The organism is Marinobacter sp. MA, from assembly GCF_048298425.1.
Classification (GTDB): Bacteria; Pseudomonadota; Gammaproteobacteria; order Pseudomonadales; family Oleiphilaceae; genus Marinobacter; species Marinobacter salsuginis.
Window position 1 is genome coordinate 1,016,860 of the sequence record NZ_CP103058.1, and the last position, 17,443, is coordinate 1,034,302.

Sequence of the window (17,443 nt, forward strand, 5' to 3'; positions counted from 1 at the left end):
TTCAGGCCGCCGCTTCATCCTCATAACCGCAGGCACGGTTTCGGCCCTCGGATTTGGCCCGGTACAGGGCTTCATCTGCCCGCTGAAGGAGGCGGTCGATGGACTCCGATCCCCGGATTGATGCCGCGCCCACACTGATTGTGGCCTGCACCTGACCCTGCTCGGTGCTGACGGATCTTTCGGAAAATGCTTCCCGGATCCGGTTGGCAGAGGACATGGCCTCCTCGGTGGTTGTCTCCGGCAGCAGTACCAGGTATTCCTCACCGCCCCACCGGGCCAGGGTGTCAACCTTGCGACATTGCTCCCGCAGGGTTCTGGCAACCAGGGTGATCAATTCGTCCCCGACGTGATGTCCGTAGTTATCGTTGACGCTCTTGAACAGGTCGATGTCCATCAGCAGTACAGAAAACGACCGGGCGTTGCGAAGGTAGCGCTGGTATTCGATGTCCAGCTGCTCGAGGGCTTCCCGTCGGTTGGCAAGGCCGGTGAGTGCATCATGCTTGGCCGCATACTCGAATTCCGCGGCCAGCTTCAGCAGGCCCAGTTTGCTGCGCCGGCGGCTCTGGTCAAGGATGTAGCAGGTGACCATCTCAAAGCCCAGTACCGCCACCATGGTAATCCGGAAGCTGGCGCTGTGAGGAGGCTCGAACAGCAGGTCTCCCAGCGGGCTGAACAGCAGAATGACGGCGGCGAAGCCGCCACTGCAGGCGAGCACGCCAACCCGGGATTCGCTGATGTAGAAAATAATGGGGGGGTAGGCGAACAGCCAGATAATGGCGGACCCGTCCTCAACCGCATGGATCGCCAGGTAGGTGAACAGCACCGTGATAAGGGTTATAAAAGCCCGGCGTTGCAACGTTCTGTTGCCGGACAGTAAATAGGTAACAGAGTTGGCCGTCAGAAGCACGGCAAAGCCAATCAGCAATGGCGGTGTAATCGGGTCATTCTGCAGGCTTGAGCGCCAGGCGAAGAAGAACAGCAGGGGAACGGCAACGGCAGTCAGCCAGTTGATCAGAATCGGGACAGGAATCTCGCCCTTGACCCGGAACTGGGACAGTTCCGTATCCGGCGTTTTTCTTGCGGATTGCGGCATGTTCGGATCTTGTTCTTGTGATAATCGTTGCTGGACCTTACGTATGTAGAAATAGTAGACCGGTTTCCTGCCAGAAACTGTGTCGAAACGTAAACGATCCGGTTGCCCAGATGTAAACCGGCGACGGTGTTGGCACATTGGCCCCGTGGCCGCAGAAAGCCGGTCGACTCGGTTAGGTCAGCTCCCCTGACTATCCGTATAATGGAGTTAGACGCCAAACGTGGTGAAATTCTCTGATCCGAACAGGTCATTATGTCTTCCAGACGTTCAGGAAATTCGGTTTCCCGCATCAAGACAGGCAGTTTCGAGCGCAGGTTGAGCCTGACCCGTGCCGGGTTGTTTGCGGGTACCCGTATGGCTTCGCATATGGCAACCAACTGGTTCAGCAGCCGGGAAAACCGGGAGAAGCGCCACCGCGCCATGCTCTCTAACCAGGCGCGGTTCCTGGTGGATGAGCTGGGACAGCTGAAGGGTAGCGTGGTCAAGATCGGCCAGGTCATGGCCCTGTATGGCGAGCATTTCCTGCCCGAGGAAGTCACGGAAGCCCTCCATACCCTGGAGGACCAGACCACGTCACTGGAATGGCCGGCCATTGAGCGCGTTCTTAAAGACGAGCTGGGAGCCGATCGCCTGGCTCAATTGGATGTGGAACCCGAACCCATTGGAGCGGCCTCGCTGGGGCAGGTGCACCGGGCCTGGCGCAAAAGTGACGGCCTGGAATTGGTGCTTAAGGTTCAGTACCCCGGCGTTGCCGATGCTGTTGATAGCGATTTGAATGCGGTTGCCCAGTTGTTGCGGGTGGCAAGGCTGGTCAGTTTTGGCCCGGAGTTTAATGACTGGCTGGAAGAAGTCCGGCAGATGATGCACCGGGAAGTGGACTATCGTCTGGAGGCGAAAACCACCGAGAAATTCCGCACCATGCTGGCGTCGGATCCCAGGTTCATCGTACCCAGGGTCCTGCCGGAATTCTCAACGGCGCACGTGATTTGTTCGACCTACGAACATGGCCATTCTGTCAGTTCCCAGGCGGTAAAAGACCTTCCTCTGGAGCGTCGGAGCGCCCTGGGCAAGGCTGCCCTGGAGCTGTTCTTCCGCGAGCTGTTCGTCTGGGGCGAAATACAGACCGATCCGAACTTCGGCAACTACCGCATCCGGATTGCTGGCGAAGAAGGTGATGACCCGGGTTACGACCGCATAGTCCTGCTTGATTTCGGGGCTGTTCAGGCCTACTCGGATGACTTTCTCAAACCGGTTATCCAGATGATCAGGGCGTCCTATGAGAACGATCTGCATGCGGTGATTGATGGTGGCGTCAAGTTGCGCTTCATGAGCACCGAGTGGCCCGACGAAGTGCTGGAGAAATTCGGCCAGGTGTGTATGTCGGTGCTCGAGCCGCTATCCAGTGACAAGGACGCCTGGCCGGATTATGCGGTGAACAGTCACGGCGAATACCGCTGGAAGCAGAGTGAGTTGCCGTCCCGGGTGGCTCGACAGGCCGCTCGATCGGCTATCAGTCGCTATTTCCGTGTTCCTCCGAAGGAATTTGTTTTCCTTAACCGGAAACTGATCGGGGTCTACACCTTCGTTGCGGTGCTGAATTCCGAGTTCAACGGCGAGCCACTGCTCAGGAAATACCTCTACGGTGAGGGTGATGACGCGCCGGATGCCTCGGCCACAAGCCAGAGCACGAAGGCGTAGCGGGCGCCCTTGCCAATCCCCACCAGAATGACAAAGTTGAGCCAGGGCACGCGCATGATCCCGCCAACGAGGGTCAGCGCGTCACCCCCCAGGGGCAGCCAGCCCATCAACAGTGACCACTGGCCATAACGGTTAAATCGGTTCCGCGCCTTGTGCAGCTGCATTTCGCTGACCGGAAACCAGCGCTTATGCTTAAAGCGATCCACCTGCCGGCCGATAACTCCATTAACGACCGAGCCCAGCGTGTTGCCCAGCGTTGCCCAGAACCAGAGCCACCACCAGGAGTAGCCCTGGGTTATCAGGGTGCCAAGCAGGACTTCCGAGTAGGCAGGCAGCAGCGTGGCGGCAGCGAACGCGGTCAGAAATAGCGTCAGGTAGGCCACCGTGCCCTCCGTGCTTTAAGATGAAACGAACCTCCAACATTCCGCAGGTCCGGCCTTACCATGAAACAGTTATCGCTGCGCTTCAAGCTCTATGCCCTCGTTGTGTCACTGCTCCTGATTATGGGCATTAGCATTGTAGTCACGGCCCAGTTATCCCTCGGCGACATGGAAGAAAGGCTGACGGCAGAAACCCGGGATACGGTGCAGGGTATTGTGATGGATCAGCTAGGCGCAACCGCCGGCAAATATGGTGAGCTGGTCAGTGGCCAGTTTGCGACCGCTTTTCGCACGCCGGAAGTCGTTCGCAACGTCATCATCCGTAATATTCAGGCCGACAGCTCCGGGCGTATCAGCCGGTCAGCCCTTCAGGAGACCGTTGGCGCGGTTCTGGAGGAGCAGAAAAGCCTGAGCTCGATCTACGCCCAGTTCGAACCGGATGGCTACGATGGCCAGGATCGCTATTTCACCGGTGGTGTTGAAGAGCACAGCAGCGACGAGGGCACCCTGGAGATATACTACTACCGGGAGCCGGACGGGCAGGTCCAGTTCAGCCGCACAGAGGACCCCTCCACCAAGTATCTGGATAACCTCAACGAATTCGGGATCAGGGAAGCTGAGTGGTATCTCTGTTCGCGGGATACCAAAGCGCCCTGCATTATGGAGCCCTACGAATATGAAATCAGTGAGGGCTATTCCGAGCTGATGACCAGTCTGGTGGTTCCGATTCTGGATGACGGAACATTCGCCGGTGTGGTGGGTGTCGATATCAATCTTTCGACCCTGCAAAAAACCATTGCCGGTGTCAGCCAGGAGCTGTTTGGAGGCCAGTCCAGGGTCACGCTGATCAGTGAGCAGGGTCTTATCGCGGCCTCCAGCCATTATGAGTCGCACCTTGGCCGGCCTCTGCAGGAAGCCGTGCCCGATCACGGCAGCACCTTCGCAGGGCTGCACCAGGGTGAAGGCACCTTTGATGACGGTCAGACCCTGGCCGTGGCCTATCCCGTTGAGATCCGGTTGCCGGATGCCGAGTGGTCGCTGCTGATTGAGTTGCCCCGGGATGCCGCGCTGGCAAGCGTTTCGGAAATTACTGGCCTGTTGTCGGACGAAGTTGCCGCCACCGCCACTCGCCAGAGCCTTGTGGGTATCGGTGTGGTTGTCCTGGCCATTGTGGCCCTGGTGCTGCTGGTGCGCTCGGTGACCCGCCCGCTGGATGAAATTCGGGATCGTATGAAGAACCTGGCCAGCGCCGAAGGAGACCTGACCCGTGAACTGGAAATCGACACCCACGCCGAACTGATCGAGCTGGCCGGCGGGTTCAATGCCTTCCTGGCGCGTCTGAGAGAGATGATCAATGATCTGAAGGACGTGAATGTAAAGGTCCGCGAACAGGCCAGGGATGTAGGCAGCATTGCGGTCGAGACCGATGAACAGACAGGTCGACAGCACCAGGACATCGACAGCGTGGTCACCGCCATGAACGAAATGTCCGCCGCTGCAGGAGAGGTGGCAGGGTTTGCCGGCGAAGCGGCCGATAACGCCCGGATGGCCCAGGACGGCATCCGGTTTACCCAGGATACGCTGTCATCGGCGGTGAATGGAGTAAGCGCGGTGGCCAACGATATGGGCGAGGCCAGTACGGCAATCGGGCAGGTGGCCAATCGCAGCGAGGATATCAATCGCATCCTGGATGTCATCCGAGGCATCGCCGAGCAAACCAACCTTCTTGCCCTCAACGCTGCCATCGAGGCCGCCAGGGCTGGCGAACAGGGACGCGGATTCGCCGTGGTTGCCGATGAGGTCCGCACGCTGGCCTCCCGCACTCGGGAATCCACCGATGAAATCAGCACCATGATCGACGGCCTCAAGCAGGATGTGAACGGTGCCGTTTCGGTGATACAGAGCGGCGTTGATCGCGCCACCTCGGCGGTTGATGGCACCCAGGAAGCGGCCCATTCGCTGGCCACGGTAGTCGACCGGATCGGGACCATCGTGGAGCATGTAACCCAGGTGGCCACTGCGGCGGAAGAACAGAGCTCGGTGAGCGAGGAAATCAACCGCAACCTCACTCATATCGGCGATGCGGCCAACGATCTCCGGGAGCTTGCCAGCAGGGTCAAGGGCAGTGGTCAGGCCCTGGACCACGAGGTGCAGGTTCTGGAGCGTGAGCTCAGCCGGCTCAGAACATGATGGCTCGCTACTATGGCGGCGATTCAAAGCATCAATTTTCAATTACCGGGTGCCGTGTCATGATTCGCTCATACGATTTTAATCTCGGAATTTACCGCCAGAGATCTTGGAGGTGTTTATGGAGCAGGTCACGATTTACGGCCGCTCAAGTTGTGGGTTCTGTGTGCAGGCCAGGCACCTGTGTGAGGCCAGAAACATTCCCTATGTGTGGGTCGATATGATCGAGAAGGGTATGAGTAAGCAGGATATTGCCGACAGGATCGGCCGGCCAGTTTACACAGTGCCGCAGATTCTTGTGGGGAGCCAGTATGTGGGAGGTTTTGATCAGTTCTACGCCTATGTTCGAGACCATCAGGCGGAATTGGCTCGCTAGCACACAGCGATGACTCTTCAAGCAACCAAAAAAGCCTGACAGCGTAAACTGTCAGGCTTTTTTATTCGCTGAGTCCTGCAGTGGACTAGAGTTCAAAATCCGTTTTCAGCTTCTTCTCGGTCAGCGTGTTCTGGAGCCTGGCAACCCGAGGCAGGCCATTATCGAACGGCGGGAAGCTCTCTCCGGCAATGAGGGGCTCCAGGTAGTCCCGGCAATCCTGGGTGATACCAAAGCCATCGTCGGTGATGAAGTGGATCGGCATCTTCTTTTCCTGGTTTGCCACCTCACTGAGGGGCGCTTCGCCAATCTTCCAGCGGTACGGCTTTGCCTGCTCGCGCACGATGGTGGGCATCAGCGCCTGCTTGCCTTCCAGGGCCATTTCCACCGCCGCCTTGCCTACCGCATACGCCTGTTCAACGTCGGTAGCGGCGGCAATGTGGCGGGCGCTGCGTTGCAGGTAGTCGGCAACGGCCCAGTGGTATTTGTGGCCCAGGGCCTGCTTGACCATGTTGGCCAGGGCGGGGGCAACACCACCGAGCTGGGTGTGGCCAAACGCGTCCTTGGCTCCGGCATCTGCCAGGAACCGGCCATCTTCATACTGGGCACCTTCGGAGGCGACGACAACACAGTAGCCGTATTCCTTCACACAGTGGTCTACGCGCGCCAGGAAAGCGTCGCGATTGAAAGGAATTTCAGGGAACAGAATGATGTGGGGCGGCTCGCCCTCGCCCTGTCCCGCCAAGCCGCCGGATGCGGCAATCCAGCCGGCGTGACGGCCCATCACTTCCAGGATGAACACCTTGGTGGATGTCTCGCACATGGATTTGATGTCGAGGCTGGCTTCCAAAGTGGACGTGGCAATGTACTTGGCAACCGAGCCGAAGCCCGGGCAGCAGTCGGTGAACGGCAGGTCGTTATCTACCGTCTTGGGCACGCCGATGCAGGTAATGGGATATCCCATTTTGTCCGCGATCTGGGAGACCTTGTAGGCGGTATCCTGTGAATCCCCGCCGCCGTTATAGAAGAAGTAGCCAATGTCGTGAGCCCGGAATACCTCAATCAGACGCTCATACTCGCGGCGGTTTTCGGAAATGTTCTTTAGCTTGTGGCGACAGGAGCCGAAAGCGCCGCCCGGGGTATGAATCAGTGCCTGGATGTCATCGTCGCTTTCGAGGCTGGTATCAATCAGTTCTTCCTTCAGCGCCCCGATAATGCCGTTGCGTCCGGCAAATACTTTGCCGATTTTGTCCGGATGCTTGCGGGCAGTCTGGATGACGCCACAGGCACTGGCATTGATGACGGCGGTGACACCGCCGGACTGAGCGTAGAATGCGTTCTTGATGGCCATCTCGGGCTGGAGCCTCCTGCTGGTTCGACAATGGCGCAGATGATACGCCAATCGCCGGCAATTTTCATGAGCAGGATTGCGGATAGCATGGCTCTTGACGGGGTGGGGCGGATACGGGAGGCTTGTCGGGTTTCAACTCAGAGGGCAGTTGCCGAATGCACATTCATATACTCGGAATCTGTGGCACCTTCATGGGCAGCCTGGCCGTTCTTGCCCGGGAGCTTGGCCACACCGTGACCGGCTCTGATCAGGGTGTTTATCCGCCCATGAGCACGCAGCTGGAGGCTCAGGGTATCAGCCTGATGGAAGGCTATAACGCGGATCACCTTGAGCCCAAACCGGATCTGGTTCTGATCGGCAACGCCATGTCCCGGGGCAATCCGGAAGTCGAAGCGGTGCTTAACCGGAACATTGACTACATGTCCGGGCCCGAGTGGCTGAGCCGCGAGGTGCTTCGGCATCGTTGGGTGATGGCGGTGGCCGGTACCCATGGCAAGACCACAACCACGTCCATGCTGCTCTGGATCCTGGACCAGGCCGGGTTCGAACCGGGTTACCTGGTGGGCGGTGTTCCCCGGGATTTTCCCGTCTCGGCACGGCTGGGCAACAGCGACTTTTTTGTGATCGAGGCGGATGAATACGACAGCGCCTTCTTCGACAAGCGCTCCAAGTTCGTTCATTACCGTCCCCACACCCTGATCCTGAATAATCTGGAGTTTGATCACGCGGATATTTTCGACAACGTCGAGGCGATTGAGCGACAGTTCCATCATCTGGTTCGGACTGTCCCCTCCCAGGGCCTGATCATTCGTCCCGCAGTAGATCGCCACCTGGATAATGCCCTGGAATTGGGCTGCTGGAGCCCGGTCCAGGACACTGCCATTGGCAGCGAGACTCCTCGCATGTCGGATTGGCGCGCCGAGCTGCTCTCGGAGGATGGCAGCCGGTTTCTGGTTATTCACCACGAGCAGCCGGTGGCAACGCTGAAGTGGGATCAGACCGGTCTTCACAATGTCCGAAACGCCCTGTCTGCCATTGCCGCTGCCCGCCATGTGGGTGTCACTCCTGATCATGCCGTGGCGGCGCTTTGCCGGTTCTCTGGCGTCAAGCGGCGCATGGAGTTGCTGGCAGACATCGACGGCGTGCGGGTCTACGATGACTTCGCCCACCACCCGACCGCTATTGCCACCACCCTTGAGGGCTTGCGTAATCAGGTGGGTGAGGAGCCTATCCTGGCGTTGATTGAACCGCGCTCGAACACCATGAAGCAGGGCGTTCACCAGCAGACGTTGCTGCCAAGTGCAGAAACCGCCGACCGGGTTCTGTGGGCCAACCTGAACAACATGGACTGGCTGCCGGAACTGGTTTCCGGATGGCAGGCGCTGAACGCTGGTTCCGAGAGGCACAGGGTAGAGGCCTCGGTGGAAGACTTGCTGGCACGTACCCTGGAAGATCTGCCCAGCCCCTGCCACATTGTGATCATGAGCAACGGTGGCTTTGGCGGTATCCACAGTAAACTCATTGCCGAGCTCGAGCGTATTCGTGGCTGATCCGGCGTGGCCGGTGACTTTTCCTGACTGACAAGTGGCGACATCCATGAGCAACGACCAGAACCGGCCTTCAACAGTTAACCTGGCCTTCACCGGCGCCTCGGGCGCCCAGTATGGTCTGCGCCTGCTGCAGTGCCTGGTATCGGCCGGCTGCCGGGTGAATGTGATGGTCAGCCGGGCCGCGCAGGTAGTGATCGCCACGGAAACCGACCTCAAGCTGCCGGGAACCCCGCCGGCCATGCAGGAAACCCTGTCTGCCTATTCAGGCGCGGAGCCGGGCCAGGTTCTGGTGTTTGGCCGGGAAGACTGGTTTGCACCGCCGGCCTCCGGTTCCGGGGAGAAAGCGCCGCTGGTGGTATGTCCCTGCAGTACGGGAACGCTCTCGGCCCTGGCGACCGGCGCCAGCAATAACCTGATCGAGCGGGCCGGCGATGTGGCCCTGAAGGAACGTCGCCCGCTGATTCTTGTGCCCAGGGAAGCGCCTTTCTCCGAGGTGCATCTGGACAACATGCTGAAACTGACCCGGATGGGGGCCGTCATCATGCCGGCGAGCCCTGGCTTCTACCACAAACCCCAGGCAGTCGAGGACCTGGTGGACTTTATTGTTGCCCGCATCCTTGATCATCTGAATCTGCCCCAGGATCTCATGCCCCGCTGGGGCGAAGCCCGCGCCGAGGATAAGCGCAAGGCCTGAGGCTGCCCGAGACGATGGTTTTGGCCAGCCCGATTGATGCTTTTCATCATTGAGCAAACCGGGCTCCGGGCCGAGACTTGGTGAACGACAATCACAACACAGGTCATTCACCGAGGTTCACCATGATTCCACGTACTCTCTTCGACGCCGACCTTGAAGGCTTCCGCGATTCTGTCCGCAAGTTTCTGGAGCAGGAGGCTGCGCCTTACCATGATCAGTGGGAGAAAGACGGCCAGGTCAGCCGCGAACTCTGGCAGAAGGCTGGCGAGTTGGGTTTTCTGTGTCCCTGCCTGCCAGAGGAGTTTGGCGGTGTAGGCGCGGACTTCCGGTACAGCGCGGTGTTGATCGAAGAGGTCGCCAGGGCCGGCTTGACGGGGATAGGCTGGGGGCTGCACTCTGACATCGTAGCGCCTTACGTGCTCAACTACGGCTCGGACGAGCTGAAAAATCATTATCTGCCCAAACTGGCCAGCGGTGAAATGATTGGCGCCATCGCCATGACCGAGCCGGGGGCCGGCTCGGATCTGCAGGGTGTGAAAACCACGGCGGTCAAGAACGGCGATCATTACGTTCTGAACGGTTCGAAAACCTTTATTACCAACGGTCAGCTTGCCGATGTGGTTATCGTGGTCGCCAAGACCGACCCGAAGGAAGGCGCCAAGGGTATCAGCCTGTTCATGGTGGAGACCGCCTGGGAAGGATTCGAGAAAGGCCAGAACCTGAACAAGGTGGGTATGAAGGCCCAGGACACCTCCGAGCTGTTCTTCCAGGATGTAAAGGTACCTGAAAAGAATCTGATCGGTCCGGGCGAAGGTCAGGGCTTTTTCCAGCTGATGCAGGAGCTGGCGGCCGAGCGCCTGCAGGTGGCTCTGGGCGCTGTTGCCGCTGCCGAAGCTGCCTGGCAGTGGACGCTGGATTACGTCAAGGAGCGCAACGCCTTTGGCAAACCGGTGATTGCCTTCCAGAATACACGCTTCAAGATGGCGGAGATGAAGGCGGAAATCACCGCTGCCCGGGTGTTCACCGATCGGTGCCTGGAGCTGCATCTGGACAAAAAGCTCGATATCCCCACCGCGGCGATGCTCAAGCAGCTCACCACGGACCTGCAGTGCAAGGTAATGGATGAATGCGTGCAGCTTCACGGGGGCTACGGGTACATGTGGGAATATCCGATCGCACGGGCCTGGGCAGATTCGCGGGTCCAGCGGATCTACGCCGGCACCAATGAAATCATGAAGGAAATCGTTGCCCGTTCATTCTGAACCCTCGCCACATGGGCTGGTCATAAGGGCAATTGAGGGCAGTGCTGGCACTGCCCGTTTCCTTTGATCAGGAGAGGCACAGATGAACAAGCCGTTGTCGCGAGAAACCCGTTTCGAAGTGACCAACCTCGAAGAACTTGCACCGATGGCTGACTATTCGCTGATGGATCGCCTGAACGATGATCCGGATGCCACGCCCGATGGCGTTGACCATCGACCAAGACAGGTCTATTCGGGGCATTATGTTCCCGTCCGGCCAACGCCCATCGCGAATCCTGACTACGTGGCGCACAGCCCCGGCTTGTTCCGCGAATTGGGTTTTGCAGACAGCCTGGCTCAATCCGATGACTTTGTCCGAATGTTCTCCGGAGACCTCTCACAGGTGCCGGCGCCCATGAGCAAAGTCGGCTGGGCCTGTGGCTATGCACTTTCCATCTACGGCACCGAATACACCCAACAGTGCCCGTTCCAGACCGGCAACGGCTATGGCGACGGTCGCGCCATTTCGGTTTTGGAAGCTGTTCTGAACGGTCAGCGCTGGGAAATGCAGCTCAAGGGGGGCGGACAGACGCCGTATTGCCGTGGTGGTGATGGCCGTGCGGTCCTGCGTTCCAGCGTTCGTGAATTCCTGGCCCAGGAGCACATGCACGCACTGGGTGTGCCGACCTCCCGGTCGCTGAGTCTCTATGTTTCGAAAACAGAGAGAGTACGGCGCCCCTGGTACTCCCCGGGCTCCCATTCCCTGGATCCCGACCAGCTCATTTCGGAGCCGGTTGCCATCTCCACACGTGTCGCCCCGTCCTTCATTCGGGTGGGCCAGCTGGAACTTTTCGGGCGCAGGGCCCGAAGGCAGGAACACCCCCGGGCGCTTGAAGAACTCGAGCAGCTGGTGCTGCACCTGATTGATCGGGAGTACCACGGCGTTATTGACCAGTCCCTCGATACGCCCACAAAAATCGTGATACTCGCGCGGGAGTTTCGCGGCCGCCTTGCCTCGCTGGTGGCGAACTGGATCCGGGTTGGTTACTGCCAGGGCAATTTCAACAGCGACAATTGCGCCGCTGGCGGTTTCACGCTGGATTACGGGCCTTTTGGCTTCTGCGAAGTATTCGAGCCGTTCTACCAGCCCTGGACCGGTGGCGGGCAGCACTTCTCTTTTCTTAACCAACCCGCAGCGGCTGAACGGAACTTCAAGAGTTTCTGTTCGGCCCTTCAGCCGCTGCTGGCAGATCACGAGAACGAACAGGCGCAACTCCAGGAGATTCACGGTGGATTTGCCGAGGTAATGCAGGCGGAGCTGGAAAAGATGTGGGCAGCGAAGCTGGGCCTTGGCACTTTTGACGCCGAACTCTTCAGGGAACTGATTACGCTGATGACCCGGACCCCAGTGGATTATACGGTGTTCTTCCGGGAGCTTTCCTCCATACCCGAAGACATCGAACCCCTCAAAAACAGCTTCTACAGATCATTGGATGAGTCAGCAGCGGCCGATCCGGAAGGGCTACTCAACCGCTGGTCAGAGTGGTTCGCCAGATGGAAATCGCAGATTGGGATCGATGACTCCACTGTCAGCTCCCAATTCCGTGAGGAGCTATCCCGCAACATGAAGCTGGTGAACCCCAAATACACCATGCGTGAGTGGTTCGTGCTGCCTGCCTATCAGCGAGCAGCAGAGGGCGATTACCAGCCCCTGCGTGCCTTGCAGGGTGTTTTGACGCAACCCTATGCCGAGCAGTCGAATGCGGTTGAGGCGCAATACTACCGGCTGAAGCCGTCGGAGTTGTTCAACCTGGGTGGGGTTTCACACTACAGCTGCTCGTCGTGACTGAAGCCCCGTCTGGTTACCAAACTTTACAAATTGCCAAACCTATCAAGGTCTACAGCCACGACATCCCCTAAAGTAGCGGCACAACCTCTAACAAGGATAAACGGTTGCCGCGATGAAACGCCTGATTGGTCTGCCTGTTACTGCTGTCTCCCTCATCCTCGCCGGTTGCGGTGAGGAATCCGACCAGTTGCCCGTGGACGGGCGGGATTTCGATGGCGTTGAATACAGCGAGCCTGCGCCTTACACGGGTAAGGTCATCGACGGCTACCTGAAGAACGCCCGGGTCTGGCTCGACATGGATGGGGACAGTCAGTTCACCCCGGGGCCTCTGGTTATCGAGCTGGATAATGGCAGGGAGGTTACTCTTGCCTCGGGGGAGCCCACCGCCATGAGTGGTGCCGGCGGTCGTTTCGCGATGGATATTTCGGAACTGGTCCTGAATCCTTCAGTGGGGCCGGATCTTGATCCACGGGATTATGCGCTGCATGCCGTAGCCCTTCCGGGTAAAACCCTTGAGGAAACGCGTAACGGGGAAGTTCCGGTGGTCAGTGCCTACCTGATGTCGGCGCCTCCGGGTGTCCGCAATATCACGCCATTAACCACGCTGGCCCGTTACCGGGGCATCGTCGGCCTTGGTGCCTTCCTGCAAACACCTTCCGGCGCGGCAGCGAGCCTGGCGGACCTGAATCTGGTGCGGGACTATATCCTCGCCCAGGACGAGCGCTCACATGCCTATGCCCGGGCACTGGCAAGGTTCATGGCCAGCCAGATTCCCTCTGCCTACAACGACCTGCTGGCGGCCGGAGACAGTGACGGCACGGAGCGATTCCTGAGCAGGGAAGCGGCGTTTCTATTGGGCGTATCGCTGGTGCAGAACGCTGCGGATGTGATCGCGGTGGTTGATGATGTCGCCCAGGGTGATTTTGCCAATGTCGATGTGGACGCCCTGGTTCTCCCCGAAGTGGATGTGGAATTGAGCGACCCGGTGCTGCTGACCAGCCAGAAGGTATACGCCGAGCCCTCCAATCAGGACAGCCTGCCTGCCAACCGCTCCGGCCTGCAGATCTCCGCCGAGCTGGCGTTCGCTTACAGTGAGAGCGGGCGCCTGCTATCCGTCTCCGCGAACGGCTGCCTGTCACCCTCCATGCCGGAGCTGGCACGACTGATCGGTGTTAACGGCTACATGGCGGACCTGGAAACCCAGTGGTTGCCCTCCGCCGCGCTTTCGGAGCAAAGCCGTCTGAATTTCGACGAAGAGGGCACGGATGAGCGGCTGGTTTTCGATTGGGGCAATCGCCGCATTCACTTCGAGACCAGCACCACCTGTCATGAACACAGGGGAATTGCAGCGGATTCAACGGAATTGGGCGGCCCTCCAGAGGTCACCTACAGCTGGACGACGGACAGCGGCGATCTGGTGGAACTGGTTGCTGAGACCAGCGGTGGCGCAAGGCGCACGCTGGTTCCGGAAACCGACAATTCCTCGTCCGTTTTTCCCGGATACCGGATTTCAGAGCAGGGCGTTGAGGTGGAGGCCGTAACCTTTTCGGCGGGTATAGACAGCTGCGCTCCACAGCAGGATGCTGTCGACGCAAGTCAGGTCGTGACAGGCGTTCAGGCGTACCAGTTTTCCGGCTATGATCCCCAGCCTGCGGGTTTCACCGATCCGGTGCTTGAATTTGATCGACGGGAGTTTTCGGGGCCCGAACAACCGAATCTCCGGCTGTTGCGCTATGGATTTCTGGATCCGGATCTTCTACAGCTGCCCCGGGTGACTGGCGATGGCAGTTTCGAGTGGGCGATAAACTATCCGCCAGCAGACGGGCCAGGCTTTGTTGCAGAACAACCGAATCTTATCCGCGATGCCTATCTGAAAAACTACAATTCGTCCGGAGAATGCGGCCGCGAGTTTGAGGGTGTGCCCAATTCAGCTTATGCGAAGGTAGAGTTTGGTTACCAGAGGTTGTCTGAGTATCTGGTGGGGCTGCTGGAATAGACGCGATCAGTGGCAACCTGGCTTCTGGCAAGAAGACTGCGCGGATCGGATGCTATTTGAGGAAATTAACGACTTCGCCGGTTGGCTGTCTTGCCATTTCCTGAGGGAGGAAATGGTGCCGAGGAGAGGACTTGAACCTCCACGGGGTTGCCCCCACTAGCACCTGAAGCTAGCGTGTCTACCAATTTCACCACCTCGGCAGGTGATTTGCAGAAGCTTAGCTTGTTGAAAACTAAACGTTTCTGCCAGCGTTGAGGTGTGTCCCTCAACCGATGGCGCGTACTTTAATAATTCCCGCCGAGGCTGTCAAACATTTTTTCGCAAAAAGAATGGCAGGTATTTGTGCCTATTCCTTGCAGGTTGATAGGCAGGAGCTCCATCCCAACGTTATACTCCATTGCAAACGAATCTGAACTGTGCCGCGTTGGTACAGCCTCTTAACAAGGATCCGAATGGTTTCCAGGAAGAAAAACGACCGGGATCCTCACGCCAGCCGTGAGGCCCAGAAATACGAAAATCCTATTCAAAGCCGGGAATTTATCCTCGCGCATCTCAAAGAGCGTGGCGCTCCCGCAACCCACGAAACACTGTGTTCAGAACTTGGTCAGTCGTCAGAGGAGGGCATTGAAGCTCTTCGTCGGCGATTGATTGCCATGTGTCGGGACGGGCAGTTGATTTGTAACCGGCGTGGCGCCTACCTTCCCATTGAGGAAGCCGACCTGGTGACGGGGCGGGTGATTGGGCACAAAGATGGCTTCGGCTTTCTGGTGCCAGATGACGGGGGCTCTGATCTGTTTCTCACTGCCCGACAGATGCGTCAGGTGTTTCATGGTGATCGGGTGGCCGCTCGGGTTGATCGGGTTGATGATCGAGGCCGGCGCGAAGGTGTGATCGTTGAAGTTCTGGAATACCGGACCAGCCAGACGGTGGGACGCTTTTTCCAGGAAAGTGGTATCAACTTCGTTGTTCCTGAAAACGCGCGGATCAATCACGAAGTACTGATTCCCCAGGAGAATTGCGGCAATGCCCGCCACGGCCAGTATGTTGTGGTGGACATAGTTCGCCAGCCCACCGTGCGCACCCAGCCATTGGGCAAGGTTGTCGAGGTGCTTGGCGAACACATGGCACCAGGGATGGAAATTGACGTTGCCATCCGTTCCTATGACATTCCCCACAGCTGGCCGCCCGCGGTCGGTGAGCAGACGGCACAGATTCCGGAAGAGGTCACTGAGAAAGACAAGGCCAATCGGAAGGATATCCGCAATCTCAGGCTGGTAACCATCGATGACGAAACGGCCCGGGATTTCGACGATGCTGTCTATTGCGAGCCAAGGCCTCGTGGTGGCTATCGCCTGATCGTTGCGATTGCCGATGTGTCCCACTACGTCCGGCCCGGTTCCCCGCTGGATGAAGAGGCGTTAAACCGCAGTACGTCGGTTTATTTCCCGGATCACGTTGTGCCCATGCTGCCAGAAAAACTGTCCAATGGCCTTTGCTCGTTGAATCCGGGCGTCGATCGCCTGTGCATGGTGGCCGATATGACCATTAGCGCCGCCGGTAACATCAGCAGCTACAACTTTTATCAGGCGGTCATGTTCAGTCATGCGCGGCTTACCTACAACAAGGTAAGCACCATGCTGGAGCACCCGGACACGGAGCAGGGCTATAAGCTGTGCGAGCAATACGCCAACGTGCTCCCGCAGTTGCACAATCTTTATGGTCTTTACCAGTTGTTGCGCAAGGCGCGTACCGAGCGTGGTGCAATTGATTTCGAAACCACCGAAACCAAGATCGTGTTTGACGCCGACCGGAAGATTGAAGAGATCGTGCCGGTACAACGCAACGATGCCCACAAGATCATCGAGGAGTGCATGCTGTGTGCGAACGTTGCTACAGCGCGATTCCTGAAAAAACACAAACTGCCTGCCCTGTATCGGGTGCATGATGGCCCGTCAGAAGAGCGGCTCAATGCGGTTCGTCTGTTCCTGGGTGAGCTGGGTCTGCAACTGGGCGGCGGTGATAACCCTACGTCTGCGGACTACCAGGAGCTGCTGAACAGTATCAAGGACCGCTCGGATGCCAATGTTATCCAGACGGTGATGCTGCGTTCACTCAGCCAGGCCGTCTACAGCCCTGAAGAGGGCGGCCATTTTGGCCTTGGTTATGCGGGTTATGCTCACTTCACGTCGCCGATTCGACGTTATCCGGACCTGATCAATCACCGGGCCATAAAGTCGGTTATTCACGGAGGGAAGCCCTCCAAGGATGTGGTTCCGCCTCCCAAGCCGGACCCCGAGCTCGCCGAGTACCCCTATGATATGGCCCGGATGGAGCAGCTGGGTGAGCATACCTCAATGGCAGAACGCCGTGCCGATGATGCTACCCGGGATGTCATGGCGTGGTTGAAGTGTGAGTACCTTAGTGATCATGTCGGTGAGGAATACGATGGCGTCATTGCATCCGTCGTGCCCTTTGGTTTCTTTGTTGAGCTTTCTGGCGTCTACATAGAAGGACTGGTGCACGTGTCGACGCTAAGCGGTGACTTCTTCCATCACGATTCAGTCAAGCATCGCCTCATCGGTGAGCGCACAGCAATGAGTTTCCGGCTTGGGGATGAGGTCCGTGTGAAGGTCGTTCGGGTTGGAATGGAGGACCGCAAGATCGACCTGGAGCTGATCAGCGAACCGGTGCACCGACAGGCTGATCGCGACGCGCTTGCGGTTCCTGATAAAGGCGAGCGAGGAAAGGCGAGGCGTAACGCCGGCAAAGGCGGCAAGCCGCCGGGCAAAGCCAAGCCTGCACGAAAGAGTGCATCATCCGGCGAACCTGGCCTGAAGCGCCCGAGGAAGCGCCCGGCGTCGACGTCATCGAAGAAAAAGGGGCCTGAGGCCTTCGATGATAATGAAACGCCTTCTGCCAGGGACGAGCTGGTTGCGAAGGCTGCGAAACTCGCCCTGAAAAAAGGCAAGAAGGGCAGCGGCGCTGGCAAAGGCGACAAGAAAGGCAAGCCGCGCAAATCAGGCAAGTAACA

The 17,443-nt window shown here is 58.4% G+C and carries 12 protein-coding genes and 1 tRNA gene; 9 read left to right on the forward strand and 4 right to left on the reverse strand.

Annotated features, from left to right (window positions below):
* Window position 1 precedes the first annotated feature (1 nt).
* Window positions 2-1,093 carry a GGDEF domain-containing protein gene (locus tag NUW46_RS04660; RefSeq protein WP_418141487.1) on the reverse strand — a complete coding sequence of 364 codons (1,092 nt, stop codon included), beginning with the start codon at window positions 1,091-1,093 and terminating at the stop codon, window positions 2-4.
* A 252-nt stretch (window positions 1,094-1,345) separates the two neighbouring features.
* Here NUW46_RS04660 and NUW46_RS04665 point away from each other — a divergent pair, with 252 nt between their 5' ends.
* Complete coding sequence (locus NUW46_RS04665) at window positions 1,346-2,791, forward strand: ABC1 kinase family protein (RefSeq protein WP_418141488.1); 1,446 nt, start codon at window positions 1,346-1,348, stop codon at window positions 2,789-2,791.
* Here NUW46_RS04665 and NUW46_RS04670 read toward each other — a convergent pair.
* The gene (locus NUW46_RS04670) at window positions 2,731-3,174 is read right to left on the reverse strand and encodes a YqaA family protein (protein ID WP_064227051.1); all 444 of its coding nucleotides are present in this window, start codon (window positions 3,172-3,174) and stop codon (window positions 2,731-2,733) included. The two genes, NUW46_RS04665 and NUW46_RS04670, sit on opposite strands and share 61 nt — an antisense overlap.
* Before the next feature lie 60 nt (window positions 3,175-3,234).
* Here NUW46_RS04670 and NUW46_RS04675 point away from each other — a divergent pair, with 60 nt between their 5' ends.
* A complete protein-coding gene (locus tag NUW46_RS04675) occupies window positions 3,235-5,361 on the forward strand; it encodes a methyl-accepting chemotaxis protein (protein WP_069183954.1) in 2,127 nt (708 codons plus the stop codon).
* A 118-nt stretch (window positions 5,362-5,479) separates the two neighbouring features.
* Complete coding sequence (locus tag NUW46_RS04680; RefSeq protein ID WP_064227053.1) at window positions 5,480-5,734, forward strand: GrxA family glutaredoxin; 255 nt, start codon at window positions 5,480-5,482, stop codon at window positions 5,732-5,734.
* An 85-nt stretch (window positions 5,735-5,819) separates the two neighbouring features.
* Here the strand turns inward: NUW46_RS04680 and NUW46_RS04685 are convergent, their stop codons facing one another.
* Window positions 5,820-7,082 carry a 6-phosphofructokinase gene (locus NUW46_RS04685; RefSeq protein WP_069183953.1) on the reverse strand — a complete coding sequence of 421 codons (1,263 nt, stop codon included), beginning with the start codon at window positions 7,080-7,082 and terminating at the stop codon, window positions 5,820-5,822.
* Window positions 7,083-7,237: 155 nt separating this feature from the next.
* Between NUW46_RS04685 and mpl the strand changes: the two genes are divergently transcribed.
* The 5 genes from mpl (at window position 7,238) to NUW46_RS04710 (ending at window position 14,412) form a co-directional block, all read left to right on the forward strand.
* Complete coding sequence (gene mpl / locus NUW46_RS04690; protein WP_418141489.1) at window positions 7,238-8,632, forward strand: UDP-N-acetylmuramate:L-alanyl-gamma-D-glutamyl-meso-diaminopimelate ligase; 1,395 nt, start codon at window positions 7,238-7,240, stop codon at window positions 8,630-8,632.
* 46 nt (window positions 8,633-8,678) lie between these two features.
* The gene (locus tag NUW46_RS04695) at window positions 8,679-9,326 is read left to right on the forward strand and encodes a flavin prenyltransferase UbiX (RefSeq protein WP_418141490.1); all 648 of its coding nucleotides are present in this window, start codon (window positions 8,679-8,681) and stop codon (window positions 9,324-9,326) included.
* 122 nt (window positions 9,327-9,448) lie between these two features.
* The gene (locus NUW46_RS04700) at window positions 9,449-10,588 is read left to right on the forward strand and encodes an acyl-CoA dehydrogenase family protein (RefSeq protein WP_069183950.1); all 1,140 of its coding nucleotides are present in this window, start codon (window positions 9,449-9,451) and stop codon (window positions 10,586-10,588) included.
* An 82-nt stretch (window positions 10,589-10,670) separates the two neighbouring features.
* Entirely contained in the window at window positions 10,671-12,413 is a 1,743-nt protein-coding gene (locus NUW46_RS04705; RefSeq protein WP_222466223.1) for a protein adenylyltransferase SelO, read from the forward strand.
* Window positions 12,414-12,528: 115 nt separating this feature from the next.
* On the forward strand, window positions 12,529-14,412 hold the full coding sequence (locus NUW46_RS04710) for a hypothetical protein (RefSeq protein WP_418141491.1): 1,884 nt from the start codon (window positions 12,529-12,531) through the stop codon (window positions 14,410-14,412).
* 113 nt (window positions 14,413-14,525) lie between these two features.
* On the opposite strand, the gene NUW46_RS04715 is transcribed toward NUW46_RS04710, so the two are convergent.
* A tRNA-Leu gene (locus tag NUW46_RS04715) sits at window positions 14,526-14,612 on the reverse strand.
* A gap of 252 nt (window positions 14,613-14,864) precedes the next feature.
* Here NUW46_RS04715 and rnr point away from each other — a divergent pair.
* On the forward strand, window positions 14,865-17,441 hold the full coding sequence (rnr, locus tag NUW46_RS04720; RefSeq protein ID WP_418141492.1) for a ribonuclease R: 2,577 nt from the start codon (window positions 14,865-14,867) through the stop codon (window positions 17,439-17,441).
* The last annotated feature ends 2 nt before the right edge of the window (window positions 17,442-17,443 follow it).